General features: G+C 42.4%; 17 protein-coding genes and 2 pseudogenes. 7 read left to right on the forward strand and 12 right to left on the reverse strand.

The genetic code is table 11. From position 1 onward, the window contains the following. Positions 1 to 1494 precede the first annotated feature (1494 nt). Genes AC1P5O_RS06350 through pnuC form a run of 3 tightly spaced genes read left to right on the forward strand, consistent with a single transcriptional unit; the run spans position 1495 to position 5560 of the window. Positions 1495 to 2691: a phosphotransferase enzyme family protein gene (locus tag AC1P5O_RS06350; protein WP_103800503.1), complete on the forward strand. Its 1197-nt coding sequence runs from the start codon at positions 1495 to 1497 to the stop codon at positions 2689 to 2691. A 51-nt stretch (positions 2692 to 2742) separates the two neighbouring features. Continuing rightward, positions 2743 to 4962: a TonB-dependent siderophore receptor gene (locus AC1P5O_RS06355; protein ID WP_103800504.1), complete on the forward strand. Its 2220-nt coding sequence runs from the start codon at positions 2743 to 2745 to the stop codon at positions 4960 to 4962. Between the two features lie 28 nt (positions 4963 to 4990). Next, entirely contained in the window at positions 4991 to 5560 is a 570-nt protein-coding gene (pnuC, locus tag AC1P5O_RS06360) for a nicotinamide riboside transporter PnuC (protein WP_103800505.1), read from the forward strand. Positions 5561 to 5737: 177 nt separating this feature from the next. Here the strand turns inward: pnuC and exaC are convergent, their stop codons facing one another. Beyond that, complete coding sequence (gene exaC, locus AC1P5O_RS06365; protein ID WP_103800506.1) at positions 5738 to 7249, reverse strand: acetaldehyde dehydrogenase ExaC; 1512 nt, start codon at positions 7247 to 7249, stop codon at positions 5738 to 5740. 201 nt (positions 7250 to 7450) lie between these two features. Here exaC and AC1P5O_RS06370 point away from each other — a divergent pair, with 201 nt between their 5' ends. Continuing rightward, complete coding sequence (locus tag AC1P5O_RS06370) at positions 7451 to 8632, forward strand: helix-turn-helix domain-containing protein (RefSeq protein WP_103800507.1); 1182 nt, start codon at positions 7451 to 7453, stop codon at positions 8630 to 8632. Between the two features lie 514 nt (positions 8633 to 9146). Here AC1P5O_RS06370 and mdh read toward each other — a convergent pair. The 11 genes and pseudogenes from mdh to AC1P5O_RS06425 form a co-directional block, all read right to left on the reverse strand. Continuing rightward, positions 9147 to 10319, reverse strand: a complete 1173-nt coding sequence (gene mdh / locus AC1P5O_RS06375; RefSeq protein ID WP_004281959.1) for an iron-dependent methanol dehydrogenase — start codon at positions 10317 to 10319, stop codon at positions 9147 to 9149. Between the two features lie 255 nt (positions 10320 to 10574). Continuing rightward, complete coding sequence (locus tag AC1P5O_RS06380; protein WP_005100766.1) at positions 10575 to 10847, reverse strand: hypothetical protein; 273 nt, start codon at positions 10845 to 10847, stop codon at positions 10575 to 10577. Then, the gene (locus tag AC1P5O_RS06385; RefSeq protein WP_103800508.1) at positions 10844 to 12403 is read right to left on the reverse strand and encodes a PepSY-associated TM helix domain-containing protein; all 1560 of its coding nucleotides are present in this window, start codon (positions 12401 to 12403) and stop codon (positions 10844 to 10846) included. Before AC1P5O_RS06385 ends, AC1P5O_RS06380 begins: the two co-directional genes overlap by 4 nt. A gap of 3 nt (positions 12404 to 12406) precedes the next feature. Further along, positions 12407 to 12688 carry a hypothetical protein gene (locus AC1P5O_RS06390; protein WP_044113081.1) on the reverse strand — a complete coding sequence of 94 codons (282 nt, stop codon included), beginning with the start codon at positions 12686 to 12688 and terminating at the stop codon, positions 12407 to 12409. Between the two features lie 42 nt (positions 12689 to 12730). After that, entirely contained in the window at positions 12731 to 13342 is a 612-nt protein-coding gene (locus AC1P5O_RS06395) for a DUF4198 domain-containing protein (RefSeq protein WP_103800509.1), read from the reverse strand. Between the two features lie 71 nt (positions 13343 to 13413). Next, positions 13414 to 15570: a TonB-dependent siderophore receptor gene (locus tag AC1P5O_RS06400; RefSeq protein ID WP_103800510.1), complete on the reverse strand. Its 2157-nt coding sequence runs from the start codon at positions 15568 to 15570 to the stop codon at positions 13414 to 13416. Positions 15571 to 15875: 305 nt separating this feature from the next. Then, positions 15876 to 16328: pseudogene (locus AC1P5O_RS06405) on the reverse strand (transposase family protein); the annotation flags it as partial. A 61-nt stretch (positions 16329 to 16389) separates the two neighbouring features. Next, positions 16390 to 17490, reverse strand: coding sequence for an ABC transporter permease (locus AC1P5O_RS06410; protein ID WP_336754716.1), 1101 nt, complete (start codon positions 17488 to 17490; stop codon positions 16390 to 16392). Continuing rightward, on the reverse strand, positions 17487 to 18617 hold the full coding sequence (locus AC1P5O_RS06415) for an ABC transporter permease (protein ID WP_499005897.1): 1131 nt from the start codon (positions 18615 to 18617) through the stop codon (positions 17487 to 17489). The genes AC1P5O_RS06410 and AC1P5O_RS06415 overlap by 4 nt, the downstream gene beginning before the upstream one ends. Next, on the reverse strand, positions 18617 to 19747 hold the full coding sequence (locus tag AC1P5O_RS06420; protein ID WP_103800513.1) for an HlyD family secretion protein: 1131 nt from the start codon (positions 19745 to 19747) through the stop codon (positions 18617 to 18619). The genes AC1P5O_RS06415 and AC1P5O_RS06420 overlap by 1 nt, the downstream gene beginning before the upstream one ends. 11 nt (positions 19748 to 19758) lie before the next feature. Further along, entirely contained in the window at positions 19759 to 21219 is a 1461-nt protein-coding gene (locus tag AC1P5O_RS06425; RefSeq protein WP_336754715.1) for a TolC family protein, read from the reverse strand. 232 nt (positions 21220 to 21451) lie between these two features. Between AC1P5O_RS06425 and AC1P5O_RS06430 the strand changes: the two are divergent. The 3 genes and pseudogenes from AC1P5O_RS06430 (at position 21452) to AC1P5O_RS06440 (ending at position 24232) form a co-directional block, all read left to right on the forward strand. Next, positions 21452 to 22319 (forward strand): annotated as a pseudogene (locus tag AC1P5O_RS06430) (IS982 family transposase). Positions 22320 to 22466: 147 nt separating this feature from the next. Continuing rightward, on the forward strand, positions 22467 to 23456 hold the full coding sequence (gene bioB, locus AC1P5O_RS06435; protein ID WP_004812090.1) for a biotin synthase BioB: 990 nt from the start codon (positions 22467 to 22469) through the stop codon (positions 23454 to 23456). Positions 23457 to 23521: 65 nt separating this feature from the next. Continuing rightward, positions 23522 to 24232, forward strand: coding sequence for an alpha/beta hydrolase family protein (locus tag AC1P5O_RS06440; protein ID WP_103800515.1), 711 nt, complete (start codon positions 23522 to 23524; stop codon positions 24230 to 24232). Positions 24233 to 24285 lie beyond the last annotated feature (53 nt).

Here is a 24285-nt window from a genome sequence, read left to right on the forward strand (position 1 = left end):
CTGGACAAAATGACTCCAGATGAGTTTTACTATGACCAGCTACCACAACAAAATAAGGTAGCTTAACTAGAGCAGAATATCACTTATAAATAAGCTTTTAGTTGTTCAAACAAGTGGGACCACCTCTTATGTAAGATATTCAGGATCCAAGTTATAGAACCTCGGGTTTATGTAAGAATACTTATCGGATGAGTTTTTTTGTAGCGTTGACTGGCCAAATACAGACCGATTTTCTTGAAAATCTTTTATAGGGAAGATAATTTAATGGCAAATTATAAAAAGAGCATAGCAATGGTCAACTGCGGTAATCCCCCTATAATAAAATCCAAGAAGACATAAACAATATGAAACCAGGTACGATGAAATAGATCAGCAATAATATTGAGTTAAATGACATGCAGGGTTTCCATACTTTCTTATTAAGTTTAGAAGAAGAAGGTGGTGTTGATATGATCGCAGTAGGTCATGAGTCTTATACAGGACATCGCCTAGTACATAAGGTTAAGTTTGAAAAGAATTAGCACCTCCTCTGAGAGATTTTTCTTTACCAGTCTGTCTTTGTAACATCCAGTAATTTTTTTGTAACCTTATTGTTATTTATTGTTCACTTTGTTTATTATATAAAAGATGAAAGGTGGAGAATTTAAGATGCTCACTAAGGTGGTCGAAGCCATTGTGATTTCACTAATGGTAATTGCATTAATACTCATTATTTATGAAATGGGACAAGGACTTAATTGGACTTTATAAACGCTTTCTCAGTTTAAAAAAAGTCCTCAATTGATGGCATTAATTTATTTATCAGAAGTTTCAGAATTTTGATCTTATGCTTGGCTGACTAAAGATGAATAATATCTATATTGGTGATATTGTTTACCTAGTTTACGGTAGTCATCCAATGATGGTTGAAAAATTGCAGGATAATTTAGCTACTTGTATATGGTTCAGTGATAAAAAACATTTTTTCCGTGAGAATTTTCCCTTAAATATCTTAATAAAAAAAACGTAATTCAACAAAATATACCTGGGCGAATTCAACGCTCATAGTGTACAGGTCATTTCGACCATGGCATGTGTTACTGATCTGAACAATGAATCACTGGTAGAATTTTCTGCTGATGAACATGGATTTAAAGAGCTACTTAGTGAAGTCATGAAAATGAATTACGGTGCATTTTAAAACTATGTTATCGCTTGAACTGAGGATCAGAAAGCTTGTTTGAATCGATATATTTCATCCATAGATTATGCGCGAATGCTAAGAAATCTGTAGTTCGAATATTAACCCAAAAGAAGATCATTTTTTGATTTATGCGAGAGATCTATTTTATTTTTATATTTATAAGGCTAAACTTGCCTCCAATTTAATACTGGTATGTACCACTTAATTTTAGGACGTACTTTAAATATTAAATGTATTTAAAAATACTGTTTGCATGTTCGCCTAAACGATGATTTTCCATTACCACATGATGATCTGACTCAGGAATATTGATGATGACCATAGTTACCGATGATTTAGGTCATGGTATGGGCAATGCCTGGGAAAATAAAGACTGGGCACATATTTCTGATCCAGAATTACAAAGCCTGCAGCAGCACTATTCCTGTTTACAAGGTCATTTTGAGATTTTGTGGTGTAGTCCTCGGCCATTTTCATCTGCGGCGCTGGTCAAGGTGGAGCAGGATTTTGTGAGCAGGGATGAAGCAGTCGCGCATCAGTATTTGATTAAGCGCAGCCATTGTTCCTTTCGTCGTGCCCGCGATATTTTACAGGAGCATGCCGTTCTTCAACATTTAGCCTGCAAGGAAATTCCTGTTGCAGCATTGATTAGATCAAATCAAGGTCTGACCGCTTTAGAGCTAGGTGACTGGACCTATGAAGTCTATGCAAAAGCAGCCGGCTTAGATCTGTATGCAGATCAGCAATCTTGGAAACCTTTTTTCTATGCTGAACATGCGGCGAAAGCGGGGCAATTGCTGGCAAGCTTACATATGGCCATGCAGGATTTTCCTGAGCAGCAAGGCCGATCAGCATCTTATTTAGTGTCCAATCAGCAGCTTTTAGACAGTGAAAATATCGTTACAGCCATTCAACGGCGCATTGCAAACAGTCCAGAATTAAGCCGTTACTTTGCCGACAAAAATTTAGACCCTTACTTTTTAGATCAAATCTTACAGGTTCACCAGCGTATTCAGCCTGTATTGCAACAGGCAAGCAGAATTTGGACCCATAACGATTTACACGCTTCTAATCTATTTTGGTCAGCGCCGGATGCCAAAGCTGAAATTACTGCCGTAATTGATTTTGGTTTATCTGACCGAAACTCAGCAATTTATGATCTGGCTGTGACGATTGAACGTAATTTTATTGATTGGTTGGAATTAGAGCAGAACTCACATATTCAGATTGATGAGGCCGGTTTAACTGCCTTTCTACATGCTTATTTTTCCAAAGTACATCCACAAGAAGATTTTAGTATTTTGCCAGAACTGCTGAAAATCGTGCATCTGGATTTCGCTTTTTCAGAGCTGGAGTATTTTGTGGGCATTACCCACAACCTCAACCATGCAGATGCGGCTTATTACGACTGGATTATCGGTCATGTGGACTGGTTCTTTGGCGAACAAGGCCAACAATTTACCCAGACTTTAACCCGGCTCATTCAACACGAATTGCACTCTTCTTAGTTGCTCTCTAAACCCGGCATCATCACCCACTTCAAATACATAAGGTTTCGTATGAACAATCGTCAACTCAAACAGAATGTATTAACCCGATCTTTAAATATGATCATTCTGTCGCAGCTTTGTTTAGCCCCGCTGACTTATGCTGAAGACGATGTTCAACAGCTTGACACGATTGTCATTACAGCCGATCAAAGCATCCCTTACTCGAGTGCCAAAGTGAATGTCGAGGGATTTGCTACGGACAGTCTGCAAAAAATACCTGCATCGGTCTCTATCGTGACTGCCGATCTCATTGCTGAACAACATGCTCGCGTGCTGAGCGATGTGGTAAAAAATGATGCAGCCATCGGTGATGGCTATGCTGCAATTGGCTATTATCCAAACTTTGTCTCGCGTGGCTTTGAACTCGATTTGGCATCAAGCTACCTCATTAATGGCAATGTGATTCGTGGTGAACAAAACGTTGCACTTGAAAACAAAGAACGTGTGGAAATTTTAAAAGGCATTTCCGCGATTCAAAGTGGTATGTCGACCCCGGGTGGTGTGGTCAATTATGTCACCAAGCGACCGAAAGATATCCAGGCCCTGACATTCTCTGCCGATCAACACGGCCAGTTTTCAGTGGCAACTGATCTCGGTGGTTTTTTGGGTGATGAGCAGCAATTCGGATATCGCATCAATCTGGTGAATGAGCAGATTGAGTCTTATGTCGATCACGTGGATGGTGAGCGCTATTTAGCGGCATTGGCCTTAGACTGGAAAACATCTGAGCAATCTAAATTGGAATTTGATCTTGAAGCACAGCGTTCCGAACAAAAATCAGTGCCAGGCTATCAATTACTGGATGGCAAAGTCCCAGAAAATGTGAAATGGGATCGATTGCTTGGTTACCAGACTTGGGGTAAACCGGTCACGATCGATAGTCTGAATACTGGTTTAAAATATAGTTATGCCTTGAATGATGACTGGAACTTGGGACTTGTTGCAGCGCACAGTAAATCCAAGGTTGATGATTATTCAACATTTGCTTGGGGATGCTATGCCACGGTATGTGAATATAATGGCTTAGGCAACACCTTTGATGCTAATGGCAATTATGATATTTATGATTATCGCAACCCAGATGACACCTTTAAGACCAATCAATTTAAAGTCAAATTGGATGGGGTGATTGATACCAACTGGGCACAACATTATCTAAATTTTGATATTACGCAAACCAATAAATCTCGTGATCGATATCCTGGATTAAATAGAAACATATATACACATTTATACGAGAACCCAGAGGACATAGATATTGCAGGTAATATTTATGAGGATCCACTACAAGTAGAACAACAATTAGGTGATGTCGGTCCCTATTTTAAAGCTTTAGATAGTGAACAGACTGCTTTTACGGTTTTAGATCGTATTGAGTGGAATGAGAAATGGTCTACTTTGATTGGTGGAAAATGGATCGAGCTTGATGAACAAGCACATGCTTATGATGCAGAGGGTAAGCAGGTAATAAAAGTTCGTGATACGGATTTAGGCAAATTTTTACCACAGTTTGCAGTGAGTTATAGCCCGGTAGAGTCAACAACTCTGTATGCCTCTTATGCCAAAGGTTTGTCAGATGGAAAGACAGCGCCTTGGTTTGCAGAGAATGCTGCTGAAACTCTAGCGCCGATCTATTCAGAGCAATATGAAATTGGCCTAAAACAACAGATCAAGCAGTTTTTATTGACTGCCTCGCTATTTGATTTACACCAAGACAACCAATATAGCAAGCCGATTTCAGGACTTCGCTATTTTGTTGCGGAAGGCGAACAACATAGTCAGGGTCTGGAGCTCGGACTGAATGGTGCATTAACCGATCATCTGGCCTTAACTTCATCTTTAGCCTTGACTAAAGCCCGTTTAGAAAATGTAGAAGCGGTTGAATATGGCAATCATCAGGCGCAAAACGTGCCAAAAGTTCGTTTCGCAACACATCTTCGCTATAACGTACCGAGCATTGCAGGTTTCACTGTTCTGGCAGGTGGTCAATACAGTTCCAGCAAATATGCTAACAAAGAGGGTGCTGCGAAAGTCGCAGGTTATAGTGTGGTTGATTTAGGCGCTGCTTATCAATTTAAGCTAAATACGACCGATGCATTGCTACGCTTGAATATTAATAATCTGTTCAACAAGAAATACTGGCGTGATGCAGGTGAATTTTTGGGTGACGATTATTTATTCTTGGGTTCGCCGCGTACAGCAACCTTGTCATTCAATCTGAACTTCTAAATTGGCTGCTTAATCAGGTTATATTGCTATGGAAAATATAGAAATTGCAGCGTTCATTTTAAATGTTTTAGGTGTCTGGTTGACGTCTAAACAATATAAAGCCTGCTGGGTAGTGAATATTGTCGCTGTATTTCTGTATATCATTATTTTTTATCGTGTCAATTTATTTGCAGACGCAGCATTACAAGCCGTATTTATCTTGATGCAACTCTATGGCTGGTATAGCTGGTCGAAGAAAGATCAAGACCAGGATCTGACTGTACAGATTGGCTATTTGAATAAAAAAATCTGGGTATATAGCCTGATTGTGGGTATTGTCGCTGGTCTGGTGATTGGTGCCTTATTTGCTCATTTCACCGCAGCGTCACTACCTTGGTTGGACTCCATGTTAGCCTCTTTTAGCTTGGTGGCAAGTTATTGGGCGGCAAAAAAATATATTGAAAGCTGGGGCTTGTGGTGTGTTCTAGATGTGATTTATGTCGGTATGTACACCCATAAATCATTGTATTTAACAGCCGTACTCTATTTTCTCTTTATTCTTCTTGCACTGAATGGCTGGAGAATGTGGCGAAATCTTTATAGAGTGAAATTATCTTGAAATGACACTATTGCAAATAGAAATTTGAGGTGATGCTCTTTCCTTTAAAAAAAGTGTTTATAGACTAAAAACTTTATTTGAATTGGCCGCAGCTTGAAAATGTTGCTGATATTTTGTGAAAGCTAGCTACCATACATTCAAAGCGAACCGAAGTTCGCTTTGAATGTATTTCACTTCTTAAAAGAACCCGGCTGGTTTGGTCGAATAGCTCACTAACAGATTTTTGGTTTGTTGATAATGATCCAGCATCATTCTGTGATTCTCACGACCAATGCCGGATTTTTTATAGCCACCGAAAGCCGCATGCGCAGGGTAGATGTGATAACAGTTGGTCCAGACCCGACCGGCCTGAATGGCACGGCCAGCACGGTAGGAAGTATGCGCTGAGCGTGACCAGACCCCGGCACCGAGTCCGTAAATCGTATCGTTGGCGATCTTGATCGCATCATCAAAGTCTTTAAAGGTGGTCACAGCCAATACAGGCCCGAAGATTTCATCCTGGAAGGTCTTCATGTCATTGGTGCCTTTAAAGATAGTCGGCTCAATATAGAAACCTTGACCCACTTCCTGACGTGCTTCACCACCAGTCAGGATCTGTGCGCCTTCTTCACGACCAGTGGCAATACAGCCCAGAATCTTGTCCTGCTGTTCCTGTGAGGCTTGCGCGCCAATCATGGTGTCAGTATCCAGCGGATGCCCGGTTTTAATCCGTTTCACCCGTTCAACGGCACGCGCCAGAAATTCGTCAGCAATACTTTCCTGGATCAGCGCACGCGATGGACAGGTGCAGATTTCACCCTGGTTCAGGGCAAACATGGCAAAACCTTCCAGCGCTTTGTCCAGATAATCGTCTTCCTGATCCATGATGTCGGCAAAGAACAGATTCGGTGATTTACCCCCCAGTTCCAGCGTCACCGGAATAATATTTTCGGTGGCATATTGCATGATCATCTGACCGACGGCGGTAGAACCGGTAAAGGCAATCTTGGCAATGCGTGGGTTGGTGGCTAGCGGGCGACCGACTTCAACCCCATAACCATTGACGATATTCAGGACACCCGGTGGCAAAATATCCTGAATCAGTTCAGCCAGCACCAGAATGCTGACCGGAGTCTGTTCTGCAGGTTTCAACACAATGCAGTTGCCCGCAGCCAGGGCAGGTGCCAGTTTCCAGGCAGCCATCAGAATCGGAAAGTTCCACGGGATAATCTGACCCACGACGCCCAACGGCTCATGAAAATGATAAGCAATCGTATCTTCATCAATTTCGGAAATGCCGCCTTCCTGCGCACGAATACAGCCGGCAAAATAACGGAAATGGTCAATAGCCAGCGGAATATCGGCAGCCAGCGTTTCACGGATCGGTTTGCCGTTATCCCAGGTTTCTGCCACTGCCAGCAGTTCCAGATTTTGTTCCAGACGATCGGCAATTTTCAACAGAATATTGGAGCGGGTGGTCGGCGATGCTCTGTTCCATTGTTCTTTGGCTTTGTGCGCTGCATCCAGGGCCAATTCAATGTCTTCTACAGAAGAACGCGGAACCTTGGTAAAGACTTTGCCATCTACCGGAGAGATGTTGTCAAAGTATTCACCTTTGACCGGAGCGACCCATTCGCCGCCAATAAAATTCTCGTATTGTGCTTTAAAATGAACTTTTGAATCAGGTTGATTAGGATCGACGTAACGCATATTTATTTCCTTTGCTTATTTTCGTATGGCAAAACCGCTTCTACAGCTTTGGTATAAGGTACTTCTGCACCTTATTTGATTAATATAACTGGTATAAGGTTGGAAAAAGGTTGGAGCTAGCATGTTCACGATATTTTCATCCATTTTAAAAAAATAACGATTACAGCGGATGTAAATCATGAATTGTTGTGAGAATAAGGAATGATGACAAAACAAGATTTGATGGAAAAAAGGCACAATACTGATCAGCTTCGGCAAAACAGCAGTTTGTCTCCCTTACATGCAGAACAGCTGGGACAGAGTATTGCCAGCTCCTGGCAACGTTCATCCTCGGCTGAAATCCCGAAGAATCGTTTAGCAGCACCGCTGACGGATTTAAAAAAGACCACTTCTTCCTCAACTTTAGCCCAAGCCCTGCAACATTGTGCTCAGGATTTAAAACATATTGCCGAGCAATCTTCTATGGTGCTGGCGGTCGGAGATATCGGCAGCACCATCATTTGGGCAGCTTCTAGCCCACAAATGCAAAGTGCCGCAGAAAGTGTACATTTTATTGAAGGTGGGCAATGGCGCGAAGAGCTAGTCGGAACCAATGCATTGGCATTATCCTTAAAAACTCAACAATCCAGCTGTGTCTTTTCCAGTGAACATTACATGTCCTCCATTCATGATTGGGTTTGTTACGCTGCCCCGATTATTGATCCCTATTCAAAACAGGTCTTAGGTGTCATTGATCTGTCGACTACCTGGCCAAAGCATAACAGTTTAGCACTACTAGCTGCGGAGCGCTGTGCTACGATCATCCAGTCGGCTCTACTAGAATGCCAGAAGCAGCGCCTGTTTATTCGAGCTTTTTCAGTACCTCAAGTGCTGTTTAATGGCAAGATGCTGGTTCTGACTCCTCGACAGATTGAAATTCTGACCATTCTAGCCTTATGTCCGCAGGGTCTGAGTCTAGATACATTGCATCAAGCCTTATATGGCGAGCGCAAGGTCAGTATGGGGACTTTAAAAGCAGAAATGTCACAGTTACGCGATGTATTAGGTGGTATGCTGGGTTCCAGACCCTATCGTTTATTGGCGCATGTAGAGGCTGATTTTTTAATGACAGAGCAATCTTTAGATGCTGGGTATATCGATTCAGCCTTGAAGTTATGTATCGGCGTATTTCTGGCCAAAACAGAAAGTCCATTTCTATGTGCCTGGAGAGATTGTCTGGAATCACGCCTGAGCGATGCCATTTTCAAGGCTAATGAAACCGATGTCTTGCTGAAACATGTGGCACATTTTCCTGAAGCGATTGATGCTGTAGAACGCCTGATTGAACTGATGCCCAAAAACCATCCCGTTCATCAGACTCTGTTAAAATATAAAAATCTTTAAAGCTGATGTAACTATCGGTACAAAGCTAAACAGTTAAAATAGGAAAATTCTGGAATATTAAGTATTATCCTTGCTTACTGTGGGTTTGCTTATTAATTTAGACTGAACCTGATCCTAAAATTTTTATCAGTGGCTACCCAGTTTGCCTAGCTGCTTGATGGGATGCTCTTCATTAAAATCAGCTACGCTTACCTTCATGTCATTTGAAGGACGCGCAGTTTATTCCTCAGAGATTAAATATGATATTAAGATCATACGACGGGAAATTTTTTCTGGCTGGAACGGGCTAAAAAAATCGTGGCATTTTTCTACCATGGGATTAATGTCGATATTCATAATGAAGGGGACTTCATAAAAAAGAAACACCCCCCGCTTTTATCCTCTTATGAAGGCAAAAGGATCAGCCAGGAACAGGAAAATGCATGTCTGCTCTTGGCACACTTCCTCAGGAAGTGAAACAGGGGCTGTTAAAAATGTAAGTCAGATGCTTGGAGAGAAGACTTACATTGAGGCACTACATCGCCGCTTTAAAAATATCTACCACTTGGGCATGGCTGGCTTTACGTGGATTGGTCAGCATGCAGGCATCTTTTTGTGCATTTTCCGCCATGATGGCCAAGTCAGCTTCTTTTACATTCAATTCCGTCAGCCCAGATGGAATACCAATTGAAGCCGAAAGCTGACGAATGGCGCCAATCGCTTCATAAGCTGCTTCAGTTACGGTTAAGCCTTCTGTATTCACCCCCATCAATTGGGCAATTTTGGCATAACGTTCAGGACAAGCAATCAGGTTAAATTCACAAACATGGGGGAGCAGAATTGCATTACAAACACCATGCGGCAAGTTGTAGAAGCCTCCGAGCTGATGTGCCATCGCATGCACATATCCTAAAGAGGCGTTATTAAAGGCCATTCCGGCAAGATATTGAGCATAGCTCATGGCATCCCGTGCTTCTAGATTATCCCCATTCGCCACTGCGGGACTGAGCCATTCACTGATCATGGTGATCGCCTTTTCTGCGCAGGCATCAGTGATGGGATTAGCAGCCGTAGATACATAGGCCTCAACCGCATGTGTCAGAGCATCCATCCCTGTTGCCGCAGTCAGGCCGGCAGGTTTGGCCAACATCAGTTTAGGGTCATCAATTGCAATGAGTGGTGTGCAACGCCAATCTACAATCGCCATTTTCACATGGGTATCGGTATTGGTAATGATACAGAAACGTGTCATCTCCGAAGCCGTCCCTGCCGTGGTATTGATTGCAATCAGTGGTGTCATCGGAACGGTACTTTTATCAATCCCTTCATAATCACGGATATGTCCGCCACCTGCAGTGACCAGACCGATGCCTTTGGCACAGTCATGTGATGAGCCCCCACCTAACGATACAATAAAATCACAGGCATTTTCATTATAAGCTTCAACTCCATGATGCACGTTAATATCAGTTGGATTGGGTTCCGCACCTGGGAAAATATAACTGTCAACACCTGCCTCTTTCAAATAATCTGCAATATCATCTGCAACACCAAATTTAAACAGGCCAGCATCAGTTACAATCAGTGCTTTCTTGGCGCCTAAATTTTGTGCTTTGATCCCGATTTCTTTAGCACAGCCCGGACCAAAAAGTGAAACACAGGGAATATAAAAACCGTTAGTTTGATCTGAAATATTTTTAAAAGCCATGGTGTTATTCCTTCTACCATTCATTGATTATTTTATCGGTGACCCTCACCGTAATATGAGTATTGAATGAAGTTAAAAAGAATCCTACCTACCAAATACCTACCAATTTAAATTTTTGATTCTAGCCAAAATAATGCATTTGAGGTATTTAAAAGCAGATTGGCAAGGTTTAGCAGATACTGGGTAGATTGGTTTAATAAAGGGCGTGTGAATAGCACACTAGGCTGTTTGCTACTTTCTGATTTTAAATAAATACTAAAATGCTTTATTCATTTTTAAGATAAAGATAAACAGTACAGGGCTTAGAAATACCCATAGAGACACAAAGCTAATACTGGAGCTAAACTGGGTACGTAATAAAAACATCGCGACGAATAAGAAAATACCTGCAGCGAATTTAGTGTACGTAGGAAAATCCGCTAAAAAAGCGTAATGAGATTTTCGGGTTTTTAGGATCTGCTTTTCACTTACCACATAAAAACCAAAACAGCTCAGCCAAAGCAGACCGATCACTGCAATCCATATCATATTGATGATTCCTGTTGAGTGATTTTTAATTTAGCCTGAATTTTATTGACCGCTTTTTGCTGAATGGGCGTAATTTTTTGGTGTAAAAATAGGGCAAAAAGGGCCAAGGTCCATAACATTAGCTCAATACGCAAAAAAGGCCAATAAGTCGCAAAAGAAGCAATATATTGCTGGGAAACTAAATAATAAATATCAATCAGGGGAAGTATAAAGGCAGCACAAATCAGAAGTTTAAGCTGCATTCTCCATATATGCTGCTGTGGGGTTACACATGCCAGGATAAAACTGCCAAGCCAGATACTGAAAAAACTATAAATCTCATAATTTGGTGCACCTGCAGGAATACTGATAAAACGATTCGCATAGAGATAACCCAGCATGGAAAGTGGCAAGCCAATTATCATGGTGATATTTAAGCGGTTCACCAAATAATGTCCGAGATGGAAGCGCGCTGATTTTTTCTGCATCTGGCGTTTCAGACTCCACAGCAGCAGTCCGGACGCAATCATTGCGCAGCCTAAAATGCCAGAGAAAAATAACCCTAAACGTAAAATAGGTTCGGCAAAACGTGCCATATGCAAGCCATATATGCCGGCATTGAGTGTGGCAATTGCACTTTCATTTCGTGTATTTTCAAGCAATCTTCCGGTTGCAGCATTTAAAATAAGCTGTGTCTGATTGCGGGTAATGGACTCATCTTTGAGTTGCGTCAAAGTTATTTTTGCCAGCTGGGTATTCGGCTGCTTGACCGTGATATTGTCAAATTCCGCATATCCCCAGTGTTGCTGTGCCGTGGTGATAAAATGTTGAATTGGCAGCATCTGGGTTTTCACAGGAACTGAGGGGGTGGCTGATGTATTGATTGTGCGAATTTCTTCAAAATATTGAAAGGGATTGTCTGGATAAAGCTTTTTCATACCGGAAGGCAGCACGATATAAAAGAAAATCGCCAGCCCGGTAAATGTCATGGTCAAAAAGAACGGCAGGGCAATCACTGAACTGACATTATGAAAATCCAGATAGGAGCGCTGCCCCTTAAATGCTCTTAAGGTAAAAAAATCTGTCAGGATTTTTTTATGGGTAATGATTCCTGAAATCAGAGTCAATAACATGATAAAGGCAGCAATCGTCACAATCAGCCGACCAATGGTGTAGGGCATACCATAGAGCTGAAAATGAAAATTATAGAAAAAATCTCCCCCTTGGGTGGCCGAGAGGTTTAATTCTTTTCCTGTCGAAGCATCCAGGGTTTTGACTTCATAGCCACCATCCGCTTTTTGCCAGTAGACTTTATTCACAGGTGAATCTTGATTGGCGACTCCGATATACCAGTTTTGGGCGTTCGGTGCATGCTGCTGTAAATAGCTGTAAGCAGATTTTAAGGCAGTTTCCTGATTGACTTGTATTGAGGCAAATTCAGGCTGCATCCATATACTGATTTCATGCCGGTAATAGGTGACCGCGCCTGTTGAAAAGATCGCGAAGAGCAGCCAGCCAAAACTTAAACCTAACCATGAATGTAGCCATGCCATGGATTGACGGACAGATTTATGCATGGTTTAACCTATGAAGCGGGAGATGGTAAATAAGCTAAGGAAAGGAAGCAGGCTATAGACCGAAAGCTTTTTTAAACTCTGGATACAGAAGATGCCAATCACAAAACAGACATAAAAAATCAGGGCAATAACGGCGGCCAAATAGACGGATTCTGCTTTGGGCAGAAAAGCCTGTAGAAAGTAAGCCAGATCGAATGCGATCAAATAACTGCACAAGTAGCCCATCCCAAAGCTCATGCCTAAGCGATAGAAAATGGCGAGTGGCTGCACTACAACAGACATCATATTTGGCCTTGAATAAATCTATACTGATGAAAATCTAAAAACTTAATAAACAAAACTTAAAGTCGTCACCAGATACTGTTTTTTATAGGCCTGCTGATTCAATTTTCCGGCCTTGTCTGCTTCTTTGCCAACTTCAATGACATATTGACCTTTCCATGGCGTGGCGATCGTAATCTGGCCTTGGCCGTTGGTGGTGTATTTTTTTAGCCAGAATTGCGGGGAAAAGACTGTGACTTCAACATCCGCAGCAGCTTTACCCTGATACAGTACCGTAAATGTATTGCTGTTGATCTGGGTCGGGACAATATCCAGTTCTGACTCTGCTTTCAAGTTTTTTCTGCCGGATTTGGCATGATAGCTCAGCAATGATTCTCCATAGATCAATTCATGAGTGAGCTGGACATCGGTCTGGCCTTGGGTTGCATAGAGCAAATGATCCTGTTGCATTTGAGGACTAAATGTTTTTTTGGCCTGAACGGCCTTTGCCTGATTGAAAGACTTGAGGGCACCTTGCTGAGTTTCTTTGAGCTGTTCACTATATTCACCAAAGAACGCATGAGTCTGCTGATTTGTGCCACGTTCTAGCCAAAGCATATGCGCCTGAGCTGAAAGTGTCATAGACAGTCCAAGGGTCAAAGCGATCATTTTTTTCATTTGTTTTACCTATTTTTGTGTATGTAGTGATGATTTAGCCCTGAACATGTCATTAAGGCTAAGCTTGAAAATCAGTATTTAAATTTCACGGCAACGCTGTAATTCGCTGGTGCACCATAAAAACCTTGCTGATTGGGGAAATTGAATAGGTATTTTTCATTGGTCAGGTTATTACTATTGGCTTGCAAGGTCATATGCTTATTCAACTCATAGCTGGCCATTAAGTTCACGAGCGCATAGGCATCCTGTTCAATGACTCCAGCTTTCTGGGTAATCACTCCATTGGTGGTTGCTTCAGGCACATCCAGATAGGTTTGATCCTGCCACTGCACACCAAGGCCCAGTTTCAGTTTTGGAAGTTGTGGCACCTGATAGGTAGTTAAAAGATTAAAAGACTGGGTTGGATTGAAGGTACGCGCATCACCGCCATTGATCAGATCTTTCAGGCTAAACTGGGTATAACCAAAGCTTAAGTTAAAATGGTCGGTCAGTTGTCCCGCCAAGCCAAACTCGTAGCCTTGGGAACGCAGGTCACTGACCTGAGTTGTGCGTAAAGTCGGAATACCATCAGAATCACGAAGCGGATAATTACTTTGCTCCGTTCTGAACACGGCCATAGTTGCGGTAAGCTTGTCATCTAGCCAAGAACCTTTTACTCCGACTTCATAGCTTTCACCTTCGATCGGTTTGTTAATGCTGACTTCATCTGCTTTGGTGGTTTGCGGACGGAAAATCGAGGTATAACTCAGATAGCCTGTATATTCAGGGCTAAAGTTATAGGTCAGACCGGCATAGGGTAAAACTTTATCTTCATCATAAACAGTATCTTTTCCATAACTACTGCCACTGCTTTCAGCCTGAACGTAGTTCGCACCTAAAAGCAGTTTCAGATCATCATTCAGATGCAGTCGGGTCGCAGCATAAAGGCTCTGGTTCTTCTGCCGGATATGCATTTCACCACTGGTTTTCGACATATCCCAGCTTGGTTCTTCGGGTGTAAAGCTGGCTAAATCTGTGGTCAGCGGATTGACAAAGCTGCCAGCATAACCCAATTCATCCAGACGATTTTTGGCCCAGACATAGCCCAATGAGGCTTCATGGCGTTGTCCCCAAAGCGGATAGGTGCCGCTAAAACTCAGGCTGGCTTGTTGTTCTTTATTGTCATCAATATACATGCCTGGGTAGAGGAAGATGCCTGAAGTGCCATTTGCGCCAGGTTTGCCGGACAGAAACAAGAGCTTTGAATCGCGTTGTGTACGTTTTTCATCATAGGTCAGTTTGGCTGTCCAGTCGCCACCCAGTTTTTGTTCAAGCTCGGCAAAGTAACTTTTAATATTGCTATCCCAGTGGGCCCAGCTTGGACTGTAATTATAATTCCGTGAGTAACTGAGCTGCTCACCTTCAGTATTGATCAGTGGATTAGAACCCCAATTGACACCATTCGGCTTGTGATTGGTTTCAGTATAGCCAGCAGTCAATAGAGTTGTGCCAGTAATATCTGCCTCCACAACAGCACCTATGCCGTTTTTTTCCAGTTCATAACGATCCAGATAACTGTCGCCTGTTTGTTGATAGCCAAATACACGACCTCTGACTTTTCCATCTTGGGTGAGAGGAGAGGATACATCTACTTCATAGCGCTGCGTATTCCATGAGCCATAACTGGCATTAAAGGCTGTTTGAAGGTCGGATGTCGGGCGTTTGCGAATCATATTAATAGTTGCGCCGGGATCGCCAATTCCATTATTTAAGGCATTCGCGCCTTTGACCACTTCTACACGGTCAAACAAAAAACTGTCTGGATTATCATTATTATAATTATAGCCTTCGAGTGGAATACCAACGCCATCGACTAAAACATTTGAAATCTCGAAACCTCGGGCAAGGTAGGAGGTCCGTTCCGTTTCCTGATTGCTGACGATAATGCCAGGGGTATTGCGCAGTACGTCCCGGGTATTATCCAAGGCAAAGTCATCCAGTTGCTGGCGGGTAAGGACATTGACTGTTTGCGGCGTTTCCTTAAGTGGAATATTCAGTTTTGAGGCGGTTGACGAGTTTTGGATGATATAGGCTTTACTCTGTTCAGAGCTGAGCTCACTCTGTTCTGATTCCGCTGTAACGGTAATCGTCGGTAATTGCTGAGTATCATCGGCAAAACTTTGTTGTGTAACTAAAATCGAAAAACTGAGTAAAGATAGTTTAAATGATGAAGGAACGGTAGAAGACATTTTAGTTAATGTAAATGATAATAATTATCACTAATTTTATTATTTAATATCTCTTAAAGCAATCTCAACATAACAGGAAATATGAATGAAAAATGGGTTAATGATAGGTAAATTTCCAAATAAAACTTTAATGTAAGGATAGGGAGCAATAAATATCACTATTAAAAAGATGTTATTACCTTACCTTTGTGCTCCTGAAAGGCTTTGCTACACTAATAACTAACACTATGATTTTATTATATTTATTTTTTATTAAAGTTTTATAAGACCCTTAAAAATCAGTATCGTGAAAAATATTTATGCAATAAAGCCACGAAGAGATAAAGCTTATCCTGTGCTGTTTGCATCTCAGCGATGTCGATATGAAAGTAACAATTGAAGCGCTTCCTGACAGGGCGATCACCTTGTACCTTAGGCAGTCATGAAATACTATGCCGCTGCAAGCAGCGGTGTAACGACGAGCGTGTCAGATAAGGAATACTCGGCTGCAATGCATAAAGGCAATCGTCTAGCGGCAACAAAGTGCGTTTTTGAAAAGCAACAATTGCCGCCTCATCTTCAGGCGATAACACGCTTGAGCGAGGATTCTTTGGGCCGGTTGTAAGATCATCTACTGAAGTACGTTTCTTCCATTTTGCGACGGTTTTTTGATTGATGCCGTAAAGCTTGGCTAGCGTTCTTGAGCTCTCTTGACTATTTTGTATTGCTCGACGCACTGTCTGTGTCGTTGTGACGCTGCTGTGTAGAACTTGTCCCATAGTGCTTCCTTCCATTTCTCTAAGAATGTTGCACCATTAAAATCTGGGACTAAACATCTAGCTAGAAAGTTCCACAGTTTGAAATTAAACGTCGATAAGCCAGGAAAAAGCACAAGCTACCGATCATTCCAAGATAGAGCAGTTTAGGCAAGATCAGTGTTGTAGTCACACCCATTTGATTGAGTTGAATAAACATCTGCACAATTTGGGTAGAGGGCAGGATTTCGCCAACGACTTGCATCCAGGTGGGCATGGCAGCATGCGGCCAGGCCGCACCAGATAAAAAGAACAGCGGAATAGAAGTGAATACAATGACATGCCCCGCACGTTCCGGCAGATCCAGAAAACTGGCAAATAGGCAGGTCATGCCCATTATCGTGTAGATAAAAACTGGAACAGCCAGTAGCATCCCGAGAAGGTTGCCACCGCGCGGATAATCAAACAGCCAGAAGCTGAAACCGAATAAATAGAAACATCCCAGACAGCCGATGGTGAAGACGGCTAAGCACATCCCAGTCAATGCATTTACGTTTAATTCTATTTTTCTTTCCCGATATACCAAAATCAGCATACTCAAACCTAAAAGAATGGTTTGGTGGATAATTAAGGGTGCAACCGCAGGAAAGACATAGCTGCCATAGCCGGACAGCGGATTAAATAAAGGAATTTGATGCACAGAAAGAGCGGGTGAAAAATCCGAGACCTCGCCAAAGCGTTCAGTATAGTCTGCCAACGTTTGCTCAACCGATGTGGCTAAGCCCAGACCAATTTGTTTGGTCACTAAAAAGTTGGCTGTGCTTAAATACAGGCCAATGCCACCTGTTTCACCATGCCTTAAGCTTTGCGATAAATTGTCCGGTAGCAGTAAAATGCCATCAGCTTTTTGTGACTCCACCCCTTGTTTGGCTTCGGCAAAATTTCCGGTAATCGCCTGAATTTCGACATTGGGGCTTTGTGCCACCTGACCAATAATGCGGGTACTTAAGCTACTTTGTTCTTCATCGACAATAATAATCGGTAAGGCTTCAGCCTGCTGTGCCTGATAAGCGGTCGGATAAAAAAAGCTGTAAAACAAGACGGATAGAATCAGCGTGGTAAAGATCGTGCCGTGACTGACGATATCTTTAAAGCTTTGTAGATAGTAAAACCAAAGGGATTTCATGGTGTTGCTCCTTTGGCGATTTTTTTAAGAAATAGATAAGCCAGCAGAGCGTAGACTAGGGCATAGATCAACAGCATCAATCCAGCTTGCAGTGAAATATGTACTGGACTACCAATCACCCATTGTTCAGTTTGTAATTTGGCATAGGGCGTAAATGGAATAATATTGGCCCAAAACTGGGTGAACAGGGGCGCATTATTTAAAGGTAGGGTCACACCGGCAAAGCTCAACGATGAACCCCCATAGACCGCAATGAGGCCGAAAGATTTACTTAAATCTTTGGTCGCCAGAACCACTGCACTGCTTAAAAATGCATAGGCGCTATACAGCAGAAATTGCGCCAATAGAATCAGGCTGAGTGAGCCGGCAACAAACCAGCCGCGAATCTCAATCAGCCAGAACATCCAGATCCAGGTCCATAGACTAAAAATAGCCACATAGACCAGGTTCTTAGACAGCAATGCCATCCAGATGGACGAGTTGCTGATCCAGCTTGTTAAGGTCTGTCGCTTCAGTTCCTGACCGACGGAAAATGCCACACAACAACATAGCAGTAAATGCAGAATTGCCGGAATGACATAGGGTTCCAGATAGAATTCATAATTCAGTTGTGGATTATACAGCGGCGATATTTTGATATGCGGCGACGGTGCTTCGAGAGAAGGCAGCCGGTTGCCCAGATATTGCTGTCCGCCAAATTCAGCCAGTGCTTGCAGGGTACTGACCAGCATGGCAGAGGAGATGGTATTTCCGATACTGAAATAACTCTGGTTAAAGGCAATACTGATGTCAGCATCCCGGGCACGAACCAGACGTTGCTCGGCACCGCTGGGAATATGGATATAACCCCAAATTTTATTTTGATTTAGCAGGCGCTCAATCTCAGCTGTTTGTTCCGACACCGTAGCAATTTTAAGAGTATGATTCAGCGCCACATGCTGATAAATGCTTCGACTCAGCGCACTCTGGTCTTGATCAATAATCGCAATCGGTAAATGATCCGGTTTCCCTTGAGCAAACATGCTGCTGAATAAAATAATCACCAGTGCAGGTGCCAGCGTGACCAGACACAGATCCCATTTTTCTCGGAGCAGATAGCGCAGTTCGCGCCATATACCCGTCCACATTATCGGGTCTCTTTCAGTTTAAATAACACGCTCATCCCGACTCTGAGTTCAGGAATTGCTGGTGCGGGCACAAGATGCAGCTTAAAACTTCGTACATCATAACCGCCGGTTTGGCGTGTGGTCTTAATGGTGGCAAATTCGCCCTCGGCACTGATCTGCTTGATTTTAAAAGTGGCGGTTTTATCTAGGGCGGGAATATAACCTTCAATACTGCTCATTTTCTGAAACGGGGCATATTGGTCTTCACGAATATTCAGGCTCACCCACATTTGATCTTCAATCAGGCTGACCACAGGGACTGCGGTGGCTACCAGCTCCGAGACTTTGCCATAGGTTTTAGACACCGTTCCGTTTACAGGTGCTACTAATTGGGTTTCTGCTTCTAAAGCATTGGCTTCATCCAGCGCAGCCTGGGCAATATCTACCTGTGCATCGGCGGAACTCTTTTGCTGCGAAGTGCTGCCACGTTTGGCACGTGCGTATTGCTGATACGCTGCTTCTGTCATTTGTGCTGCTGATTGACTGGCTGCATACAATTCATCACGGCGCTGGCGTGAAATCACACCTTCCTTAAATAAATTTGCACCACGCTCATAAGAAACTTTGGCTAAATTTTGCTGTGCTTTCAGCGATTGCCAGTTGGCATACAGGCTCGCGATATTTTCTTCTTGCGAGCCACGTTCAGCAGTCGATTGTAAGGCCAGCGCAGATTGTAAAGCCGCTGCGGCTTGCTGTTTTTTGGCCTGAATTTCCGGGCTGTTTAAGCGCACCAGTACATCGCCTTTTTTGACCCGCTGACCTTCTTCTACATAAATTTCTTCAATACGGCTTGGCACTTTGGTCGCCACCTGAACTGTTTCAGCTTCTACACGACCCTGCAATTCCAGCGGAGCCGGTTGGTAGCTTTTCCATAATCCAAATGCGATGACTGCCAGCAGAACTGGAATTAGGGCGAGCAATAAATATTTTTTCTTTTTAGCGATTTCAGGAGCTTGTTGTTGCTCGGTCGAAGTCGTCGCGTTGTTTTCTATTTCAGTTTTTGTTTCTACCTGTTGTGCAGGCGATTTTTCTGTATCGCTGGATGAAGCCGCTTCATTCACAGGATCATTGAGTTTTTGATCTTCGTTCATGTTCGGCTCCATTAGCGAATATAGTGGGTGTTGGTATGTTGGATGTAGTTCGGAAATTCTGCAATCGAGCCATGGCTTTGTAATAGGGTGGCCAGTGACATCACATATTTGTAGGCATTCAAGGCAGTTTCAGCTCGTAGTCCGCTCAGCATATTTTGTGCATCGATGACCTGTGTGGCGGTGCCCATATCTTCTTTAAAGGATAATTCTTGGATGCGTAAATTTTCCTGTGCGGCTTTCAAGTTTTGTGCCAGAAGTGCATCACTTTGCTGTGCACTGAGTGCTTCGCTATAAGATTTATAAATCAGATTTTCAATTTCCTGCTGGGTGCGTGCAGTGAGCAGTTCTGTGGCAGAGCGTTTGAGTTCGGCAGCCTGAATATTTTTGTTTTTATCGATCCCGGAAAACAGGTTATAGCGTGCGGCAACTCCGACAATCCAGTTTTCATTTTGATCCAGACTATATTCGCCAAAAGCAAAAACATTCGGTTTTTTCGCTGCTTGCTGGGCTTTGACATTGGCTTGAGCCAATTGGGTATCCAGCTGCATTTTTTGAATCAACGCAGAGTTTTGACTAAAAGTTTTCAGCAGATGATTTAAGGCCTGTGGCTCGGTTTTATTGACAAATAAAGGCGTCGAAAGTTCGGTGATGCTACTTCCTTGAAGCAGATTATTCAGCTGGAACAGGGCAGCATTCAAATTGGCTTGTGTGTTTTGCTGGCTGCGCTCGGCATTATTGCGTGCCACTTCAAACTGCATGCGCTGGCCTTTACTGATAAAACCTTGCTGTTCCATCTTTAAGGCATTGCGATAATGCTGCTGCATGGCATTCAGGTTAAACAGCGCAGCTGCATGCAGTTGCTTTTGAAGCTGCAAATTGAAATAACTTTGAATCAGTTCAAAACGCTGCGTATCTTGCTGCTGTTTGTTGCTGAGCTGACTACGACCGACCTGAATATTGGCGATTTCTTTAGCGCTGCTTGTCAGTCCACCGGTATAAAGCGGCATCATGACTGAAACCGTCGGGCGAATCACCTGATCATCCAGCACGACATGCGAACTATCAGGAATTAAGCCAACTCCATTTTGAATAGGTTGTCTTAAACTATTTTTTAGCGGGTCAGCCAGACCCCCTAAGTTCAGTTCATCAATTCTATTATTTACACCATCCGTTAAGGATTGCTCTAAATTATTTTTTAATGCACCCAAAGGCAGATCGAGTTCATTATGAAAGGCATACGCACGAACATTCAGGTCGACTCGTGGCAGACCTATACCTTTCACTGCTTCAGCTTCAAGTTTTGAGGCCTGTTCCAGACTTTGATAGGCTTGGCTGCTATAAGAATTTTGCAACAACTGACGTTCAGCGTCCTGAAAGCTGATGCTCTGTGCATGAGCAAAGCTGCCATACATCATCGATGCAAGCAGATTTAAACCCCAGACAAGCTGTCTTTTATTTTTCTTTAAGTTCATAAAGTCGCTAAACTGATTTAAAGCCGGTAATGTTATCCGGCTAGTATAAATCAAAGGTATGCAGATAGAACTAGTGTAAAGTTATAGTATTGTTTCTTGTGCATTTGTCTATAAAAAAGGAAGCTTATGCATCCTTAATTAACCCGAATCGCGGATAAGAAATTGACTTGAAAAATAAGAGGACTAGAGCCATCAGTTGAGTTACCACACCAAACTCACAACTCTAGTCCTGATGTTCAATAGTACCGAATTATTCTGCGTAATTGATGATTTTTTCTTAAATTTGAAGCAACTTATTGGGAATTTCTCAAACAAAACCGTGGTTCCTTAAGAATCAGAACTGCTCAACTTACAATTTCAGAAATCTGCTTTATTGCCATTTGGTACAAATGCTCTCATTTCAATAATTTCAAAGCCTTTTTCACCTGGTTGAAAGAAGATAAAAGCCATTTATTTAAGTACTTGCCTTGCTATCAAAGGATGATTCATCTGATCAATATGCATGAATTAGCTCTACACGCTTTACATGTGGCACTGATGAAAGGCCAAGGTACACAATATTTATGGATTAATTCAACAACTCTGCCAGTTTGTAAAAATCAACGTATTCAGCATCATAAATCATTAGTCCAAATTGCATCACGTGGTAGAAGCTCAATGGGCTGGTTTTATGGCTGTAAATTACATATTGCGATGAATCAATTTGGTGAAATTGCCTGTTTTGCTTTATCGAATGGACATGTTGCTGATATAAAAATGGTGGAGCAATTGGTTGCTGGTATAAAAGCAAAACTTTACGGGTATCGAGGTTACATCAGCCAAGAATTAAAATTAGATTGAAATATCAAGGTATTGATTTAATTACTTATCATCGAAAGAATATGCAGGCTATTCAACTCTGTGCATCAGATGAATATCACCTAAGACAACGCAATAAGATAGAAACATTATTCAGTTTATTGAAGGGGCAATACAATTTAGTGACGAGTAAAGCACGTAGTCTTCATGGGTTTCTGAGTGGAATTTACGCCTCACTATGTGCATATCAACTCACTCATCAAAATAAGCCAACAATTCAAATTAAGGAATCATCGGCTTAAGCAGGATTCGAGTTAAATAAGCTTTCAAAATAGCTTGATACACTAAAGCTATTTTAAGCAGGCAATGAATATGAAAGAAAACGCTAAAGAAAAATAAAAAAAACAGCGTATGATTTACTCAATGGAATTTTAGATGATGCAGACAAGATGATCCGTAATGATTGGTCACGTGCCGAAATACAAGAAATTTATGACTTGCCTTTAATGGATTTACTGTTTCAGGCACAGCAAATTCATCGCCAAAACTTTGAACCGAATACTGTTCAGGTCAGTACTCTGCTTTCAATTAAAACGGGCCGTTGTCCGGAAGATTGTAAATACTGTTCGCAATCTGCACATTATGATACTGATCTGGAAATTGAAAAACGCGTAGAAGTACAAAAGGCGATTGCTGAAGCCAAACAGGCCAAAGCTTCCGGTTCGACCCGTTTTTGCATGGGCGCAGCATGGCGTAACCCGCATGAACGCGATATGCCGTATGTGCTGGAATTGGTGCAGGAAGTCAAGAAACTGGGCATGGAAACCTGTATGACCCTAGGGATGCTGAATGCCTCACAAGCGGAACGTCTGAAAGATGCAGGGCTAGATTATTACAACCACAACCTTGATACCTCACGTGAATATTATGCCAATGTCATCAGTACACGTAGCTTTGATGACCGCTTAAATACGCTTGATCATGTGCGTAATGCCGGAATTAATGTCTGTAGTGGCGGTATTGTCGGCTTGGGCGAAGGCGTACAAGACCGAGTCGGTTTGTTATTTGAACTAGCGACTATGCCGATTCACCCGGGTTCGGTGCCCATAAATATGCTGGTTCCTATTGAAGGCACACCACTGGCCGATGTTGAAAAACTGGATGTGATTGACTGGATTCGTACTATTGCGGTAGCACGGATTATTATGCCGAAGAGTTATATCCGCTTGTCGGCAGGTCGTGAATCTCTCTCTGACTCTGATCAGGCACTGGCATTTATGGCTGGAGCTAACTCATTATTTTCAGGTGATAAATTGCTTACTGCCCCGAACAGTGGTGAAGGTAAAGACAAAGCCTTGTTTGCTAAATTAGGCTTAAAAGCTGAAGCTGCCAAGAAAACAGCTAAAGAATTGGCTGTAGATGCGATGCAACCTGCTTAATTAATCGTGTAACAAACAGGGATCATTTCAACTTGAATTGGTCCCTTTTTATTGGAGCAGACAAAATGAAGATACTGATGATTACGGGTTGGGGGCTAGGAACAGCGGTCTTAACCCCGTTTGTAGAACAGTTACGGCAGCAGCATCAAGTTGAAGTATGGGATATTTTTGATCCTAACGTGGAAAGTATTTTGGCCGAAAAAGTTAGGCAGGCGAGTTCTTTTGATGTCTTGATGGGATGGTCTTTGGGTGGACAGTTGGCACTTTTGCTGGCTAATGAAATCCAGCAACAATTGAAAATTGCCAAGCCAGTGATTTGCTGTATGTCAAATCCCTGTTTCGTGGCCAACGAAGCATGGCCACAGGCAATGCCAGTTGAACAATATACACAATTTAAATCCTCCATACTGGCTGATCCAAAACGCGGGATGCAGCGCTTCTGTACCTTGGTCACTTTAGCTGGCGCAGCAGCGCGTGAACGTGCAAAATTATTGCACCAACAGTTAAATAGTATTGATTTAAACTATCAGGTTAAGCATCTTTATCTATTGCAGCAATTAAATCTAGTGGATATCTTAAAAAATCATTCAGTCAAGATGCTATTTATATTTTCCGAGAATGATATGTTGGTTCCTTACAAAGTTAGTCAAGAATCCGTGTTTTTAACAACCCAAAATCTGAATTTGGTAAAAATACAGGGCACGCACGATGCCATCCTTTTTGATACCAAGTTACTCGTTGAGCCAATTTTAAAATTTTTAGCCGATCTGGCTTAAGCAAAAAGAGATTGGTAGCTCTTGACGTTTCATTTTCAGATTTAACGCGCTAA

The organism is Prolinoborus fasciculus (genome assembly GCF_056724605.1).

Excerpts from the sequence above, each read along its gene's own strand:
- AC1P5O_RS06350 (WP_103800503.1), top strand. The coding sequence starts at position 1,495 with ATGATGACCATAGTTACCGATGATTTAGGTCATGGTATGGGCAATGCC.
- AC1P5O_RS06355 (WP_103800504.1), top strand. The coding sequence starts at position 2,743 with ATGAACAATCGTCAACTCAAACAGAATGTATTAACCCGATCTTTAAAT.
- pnuC (WP_103800505.1), top strand. The coding sequence starts at position 4,991 with ATGGAAAATATAGAAATTGCAGCGTTCATTTTAAATGTTTTAGGTGTC.
- exaC (WP_103800506.1), bottom strand. The coding sequence starts at position 7,249 with ATGCGTTACGTCGATCCTAATCAACCTGATTCAAAAGTTCATTTTAAA.
- AC1P5O_RS06370 (WP_103800507.1), top strand. The coding sequence starts at position 7,451 with ATGATGACAAAACAAGATTTGATGGAAAAAAGGCACAATACTGATCAG.
- mdh (WP_004281959.1), bottom strand. The coding sequence starts at position 10,319 with ATGGCTTTTAAAAATATTTCAGATCAAACTAACGGTTTTTATATTCCC.
- AC1P5O_RS06380 (WP_005100766.1), bottom strand. The coding sequence starts at position 10,847 with ATGATATGGATTGCAGTGATCGGTCTGCTTTGGCTGAGCTGTTTTGGT.
- AC1P5O_RS06385 (WP_103800508.1), bottom strand. The coding sequence starts at position 12,403 with ATGCATAAATCTGTCCGTCAATCCATGGCATGGCTACATTCATGGTTA.
- AC1P5O_RS06390 (WP_044113081.1), bottom strand. The coding sequence starts at position 12,688 with ATGATGTCTGTTGTAGTGCAGCCACTCGCCATTTTCTATCGCTTAGGC.
- AC1P5O_RS06395 (WP_103800509.1), bottom strand. The coding sequence starts at position 13,342 with ATGAAAAAAATGATCGCTTTGACCCTTGGACTGTCTATGACACTTTCA.
- AC1P5O_RS06400 (WP_103800510.1), bottom strand. The coding sequence starts at position 15,570 with ATGTCTTCTACCGTTCCTTCATCATTTAAACTATCTTTACTCAGTTTT.
- AC1P5O_RS06410 (WP_336754716.1), bottom strand. The coding sequence starts at position 17,490 with ATGAAATCCCTTTGGTTTTACTATCTACAAAGCTTTAAAGATATCGTC.
- AC1P5O_RS06415 (WP_499005897.1), bottom strand. The coding sequence starts at position 18,617 with ATGTGGACGGGTATATGGCGCGAACTGCGCTATCTGCTCCGAGAAAAA.
- AC1P5O_RS06420 (WP_103800513.1), bottom strand. The coding sequence starts at position 19,747 with ATGAACGAAGATCAAAAACTCAATGATCCTGTGAATGAAGCGGCTTCA.
- AC1P5O_RS06425 (WP_336754715.1), bottom strand. The coding sequence starts at position 21,219 with ATGAACTTAAAGAAAAATAAAAGACAGCTTGTCTGGGGTTTAAATCTG.
- bioB (WP_004812090.1), top strand. The coding sequence starts at position 22,467 with ATGATCCGTAATGATTGGTCACGTGCCGAAATACAAGAAATTTATGAC.
- AC1P5O_RS06440 (WP_103800515.1), top strand. The coding sequence starts at position 23,522 with ATGAAGATACTGATGATTACGGGTTGGGGGCTAGGAACAGCGGTCTTA.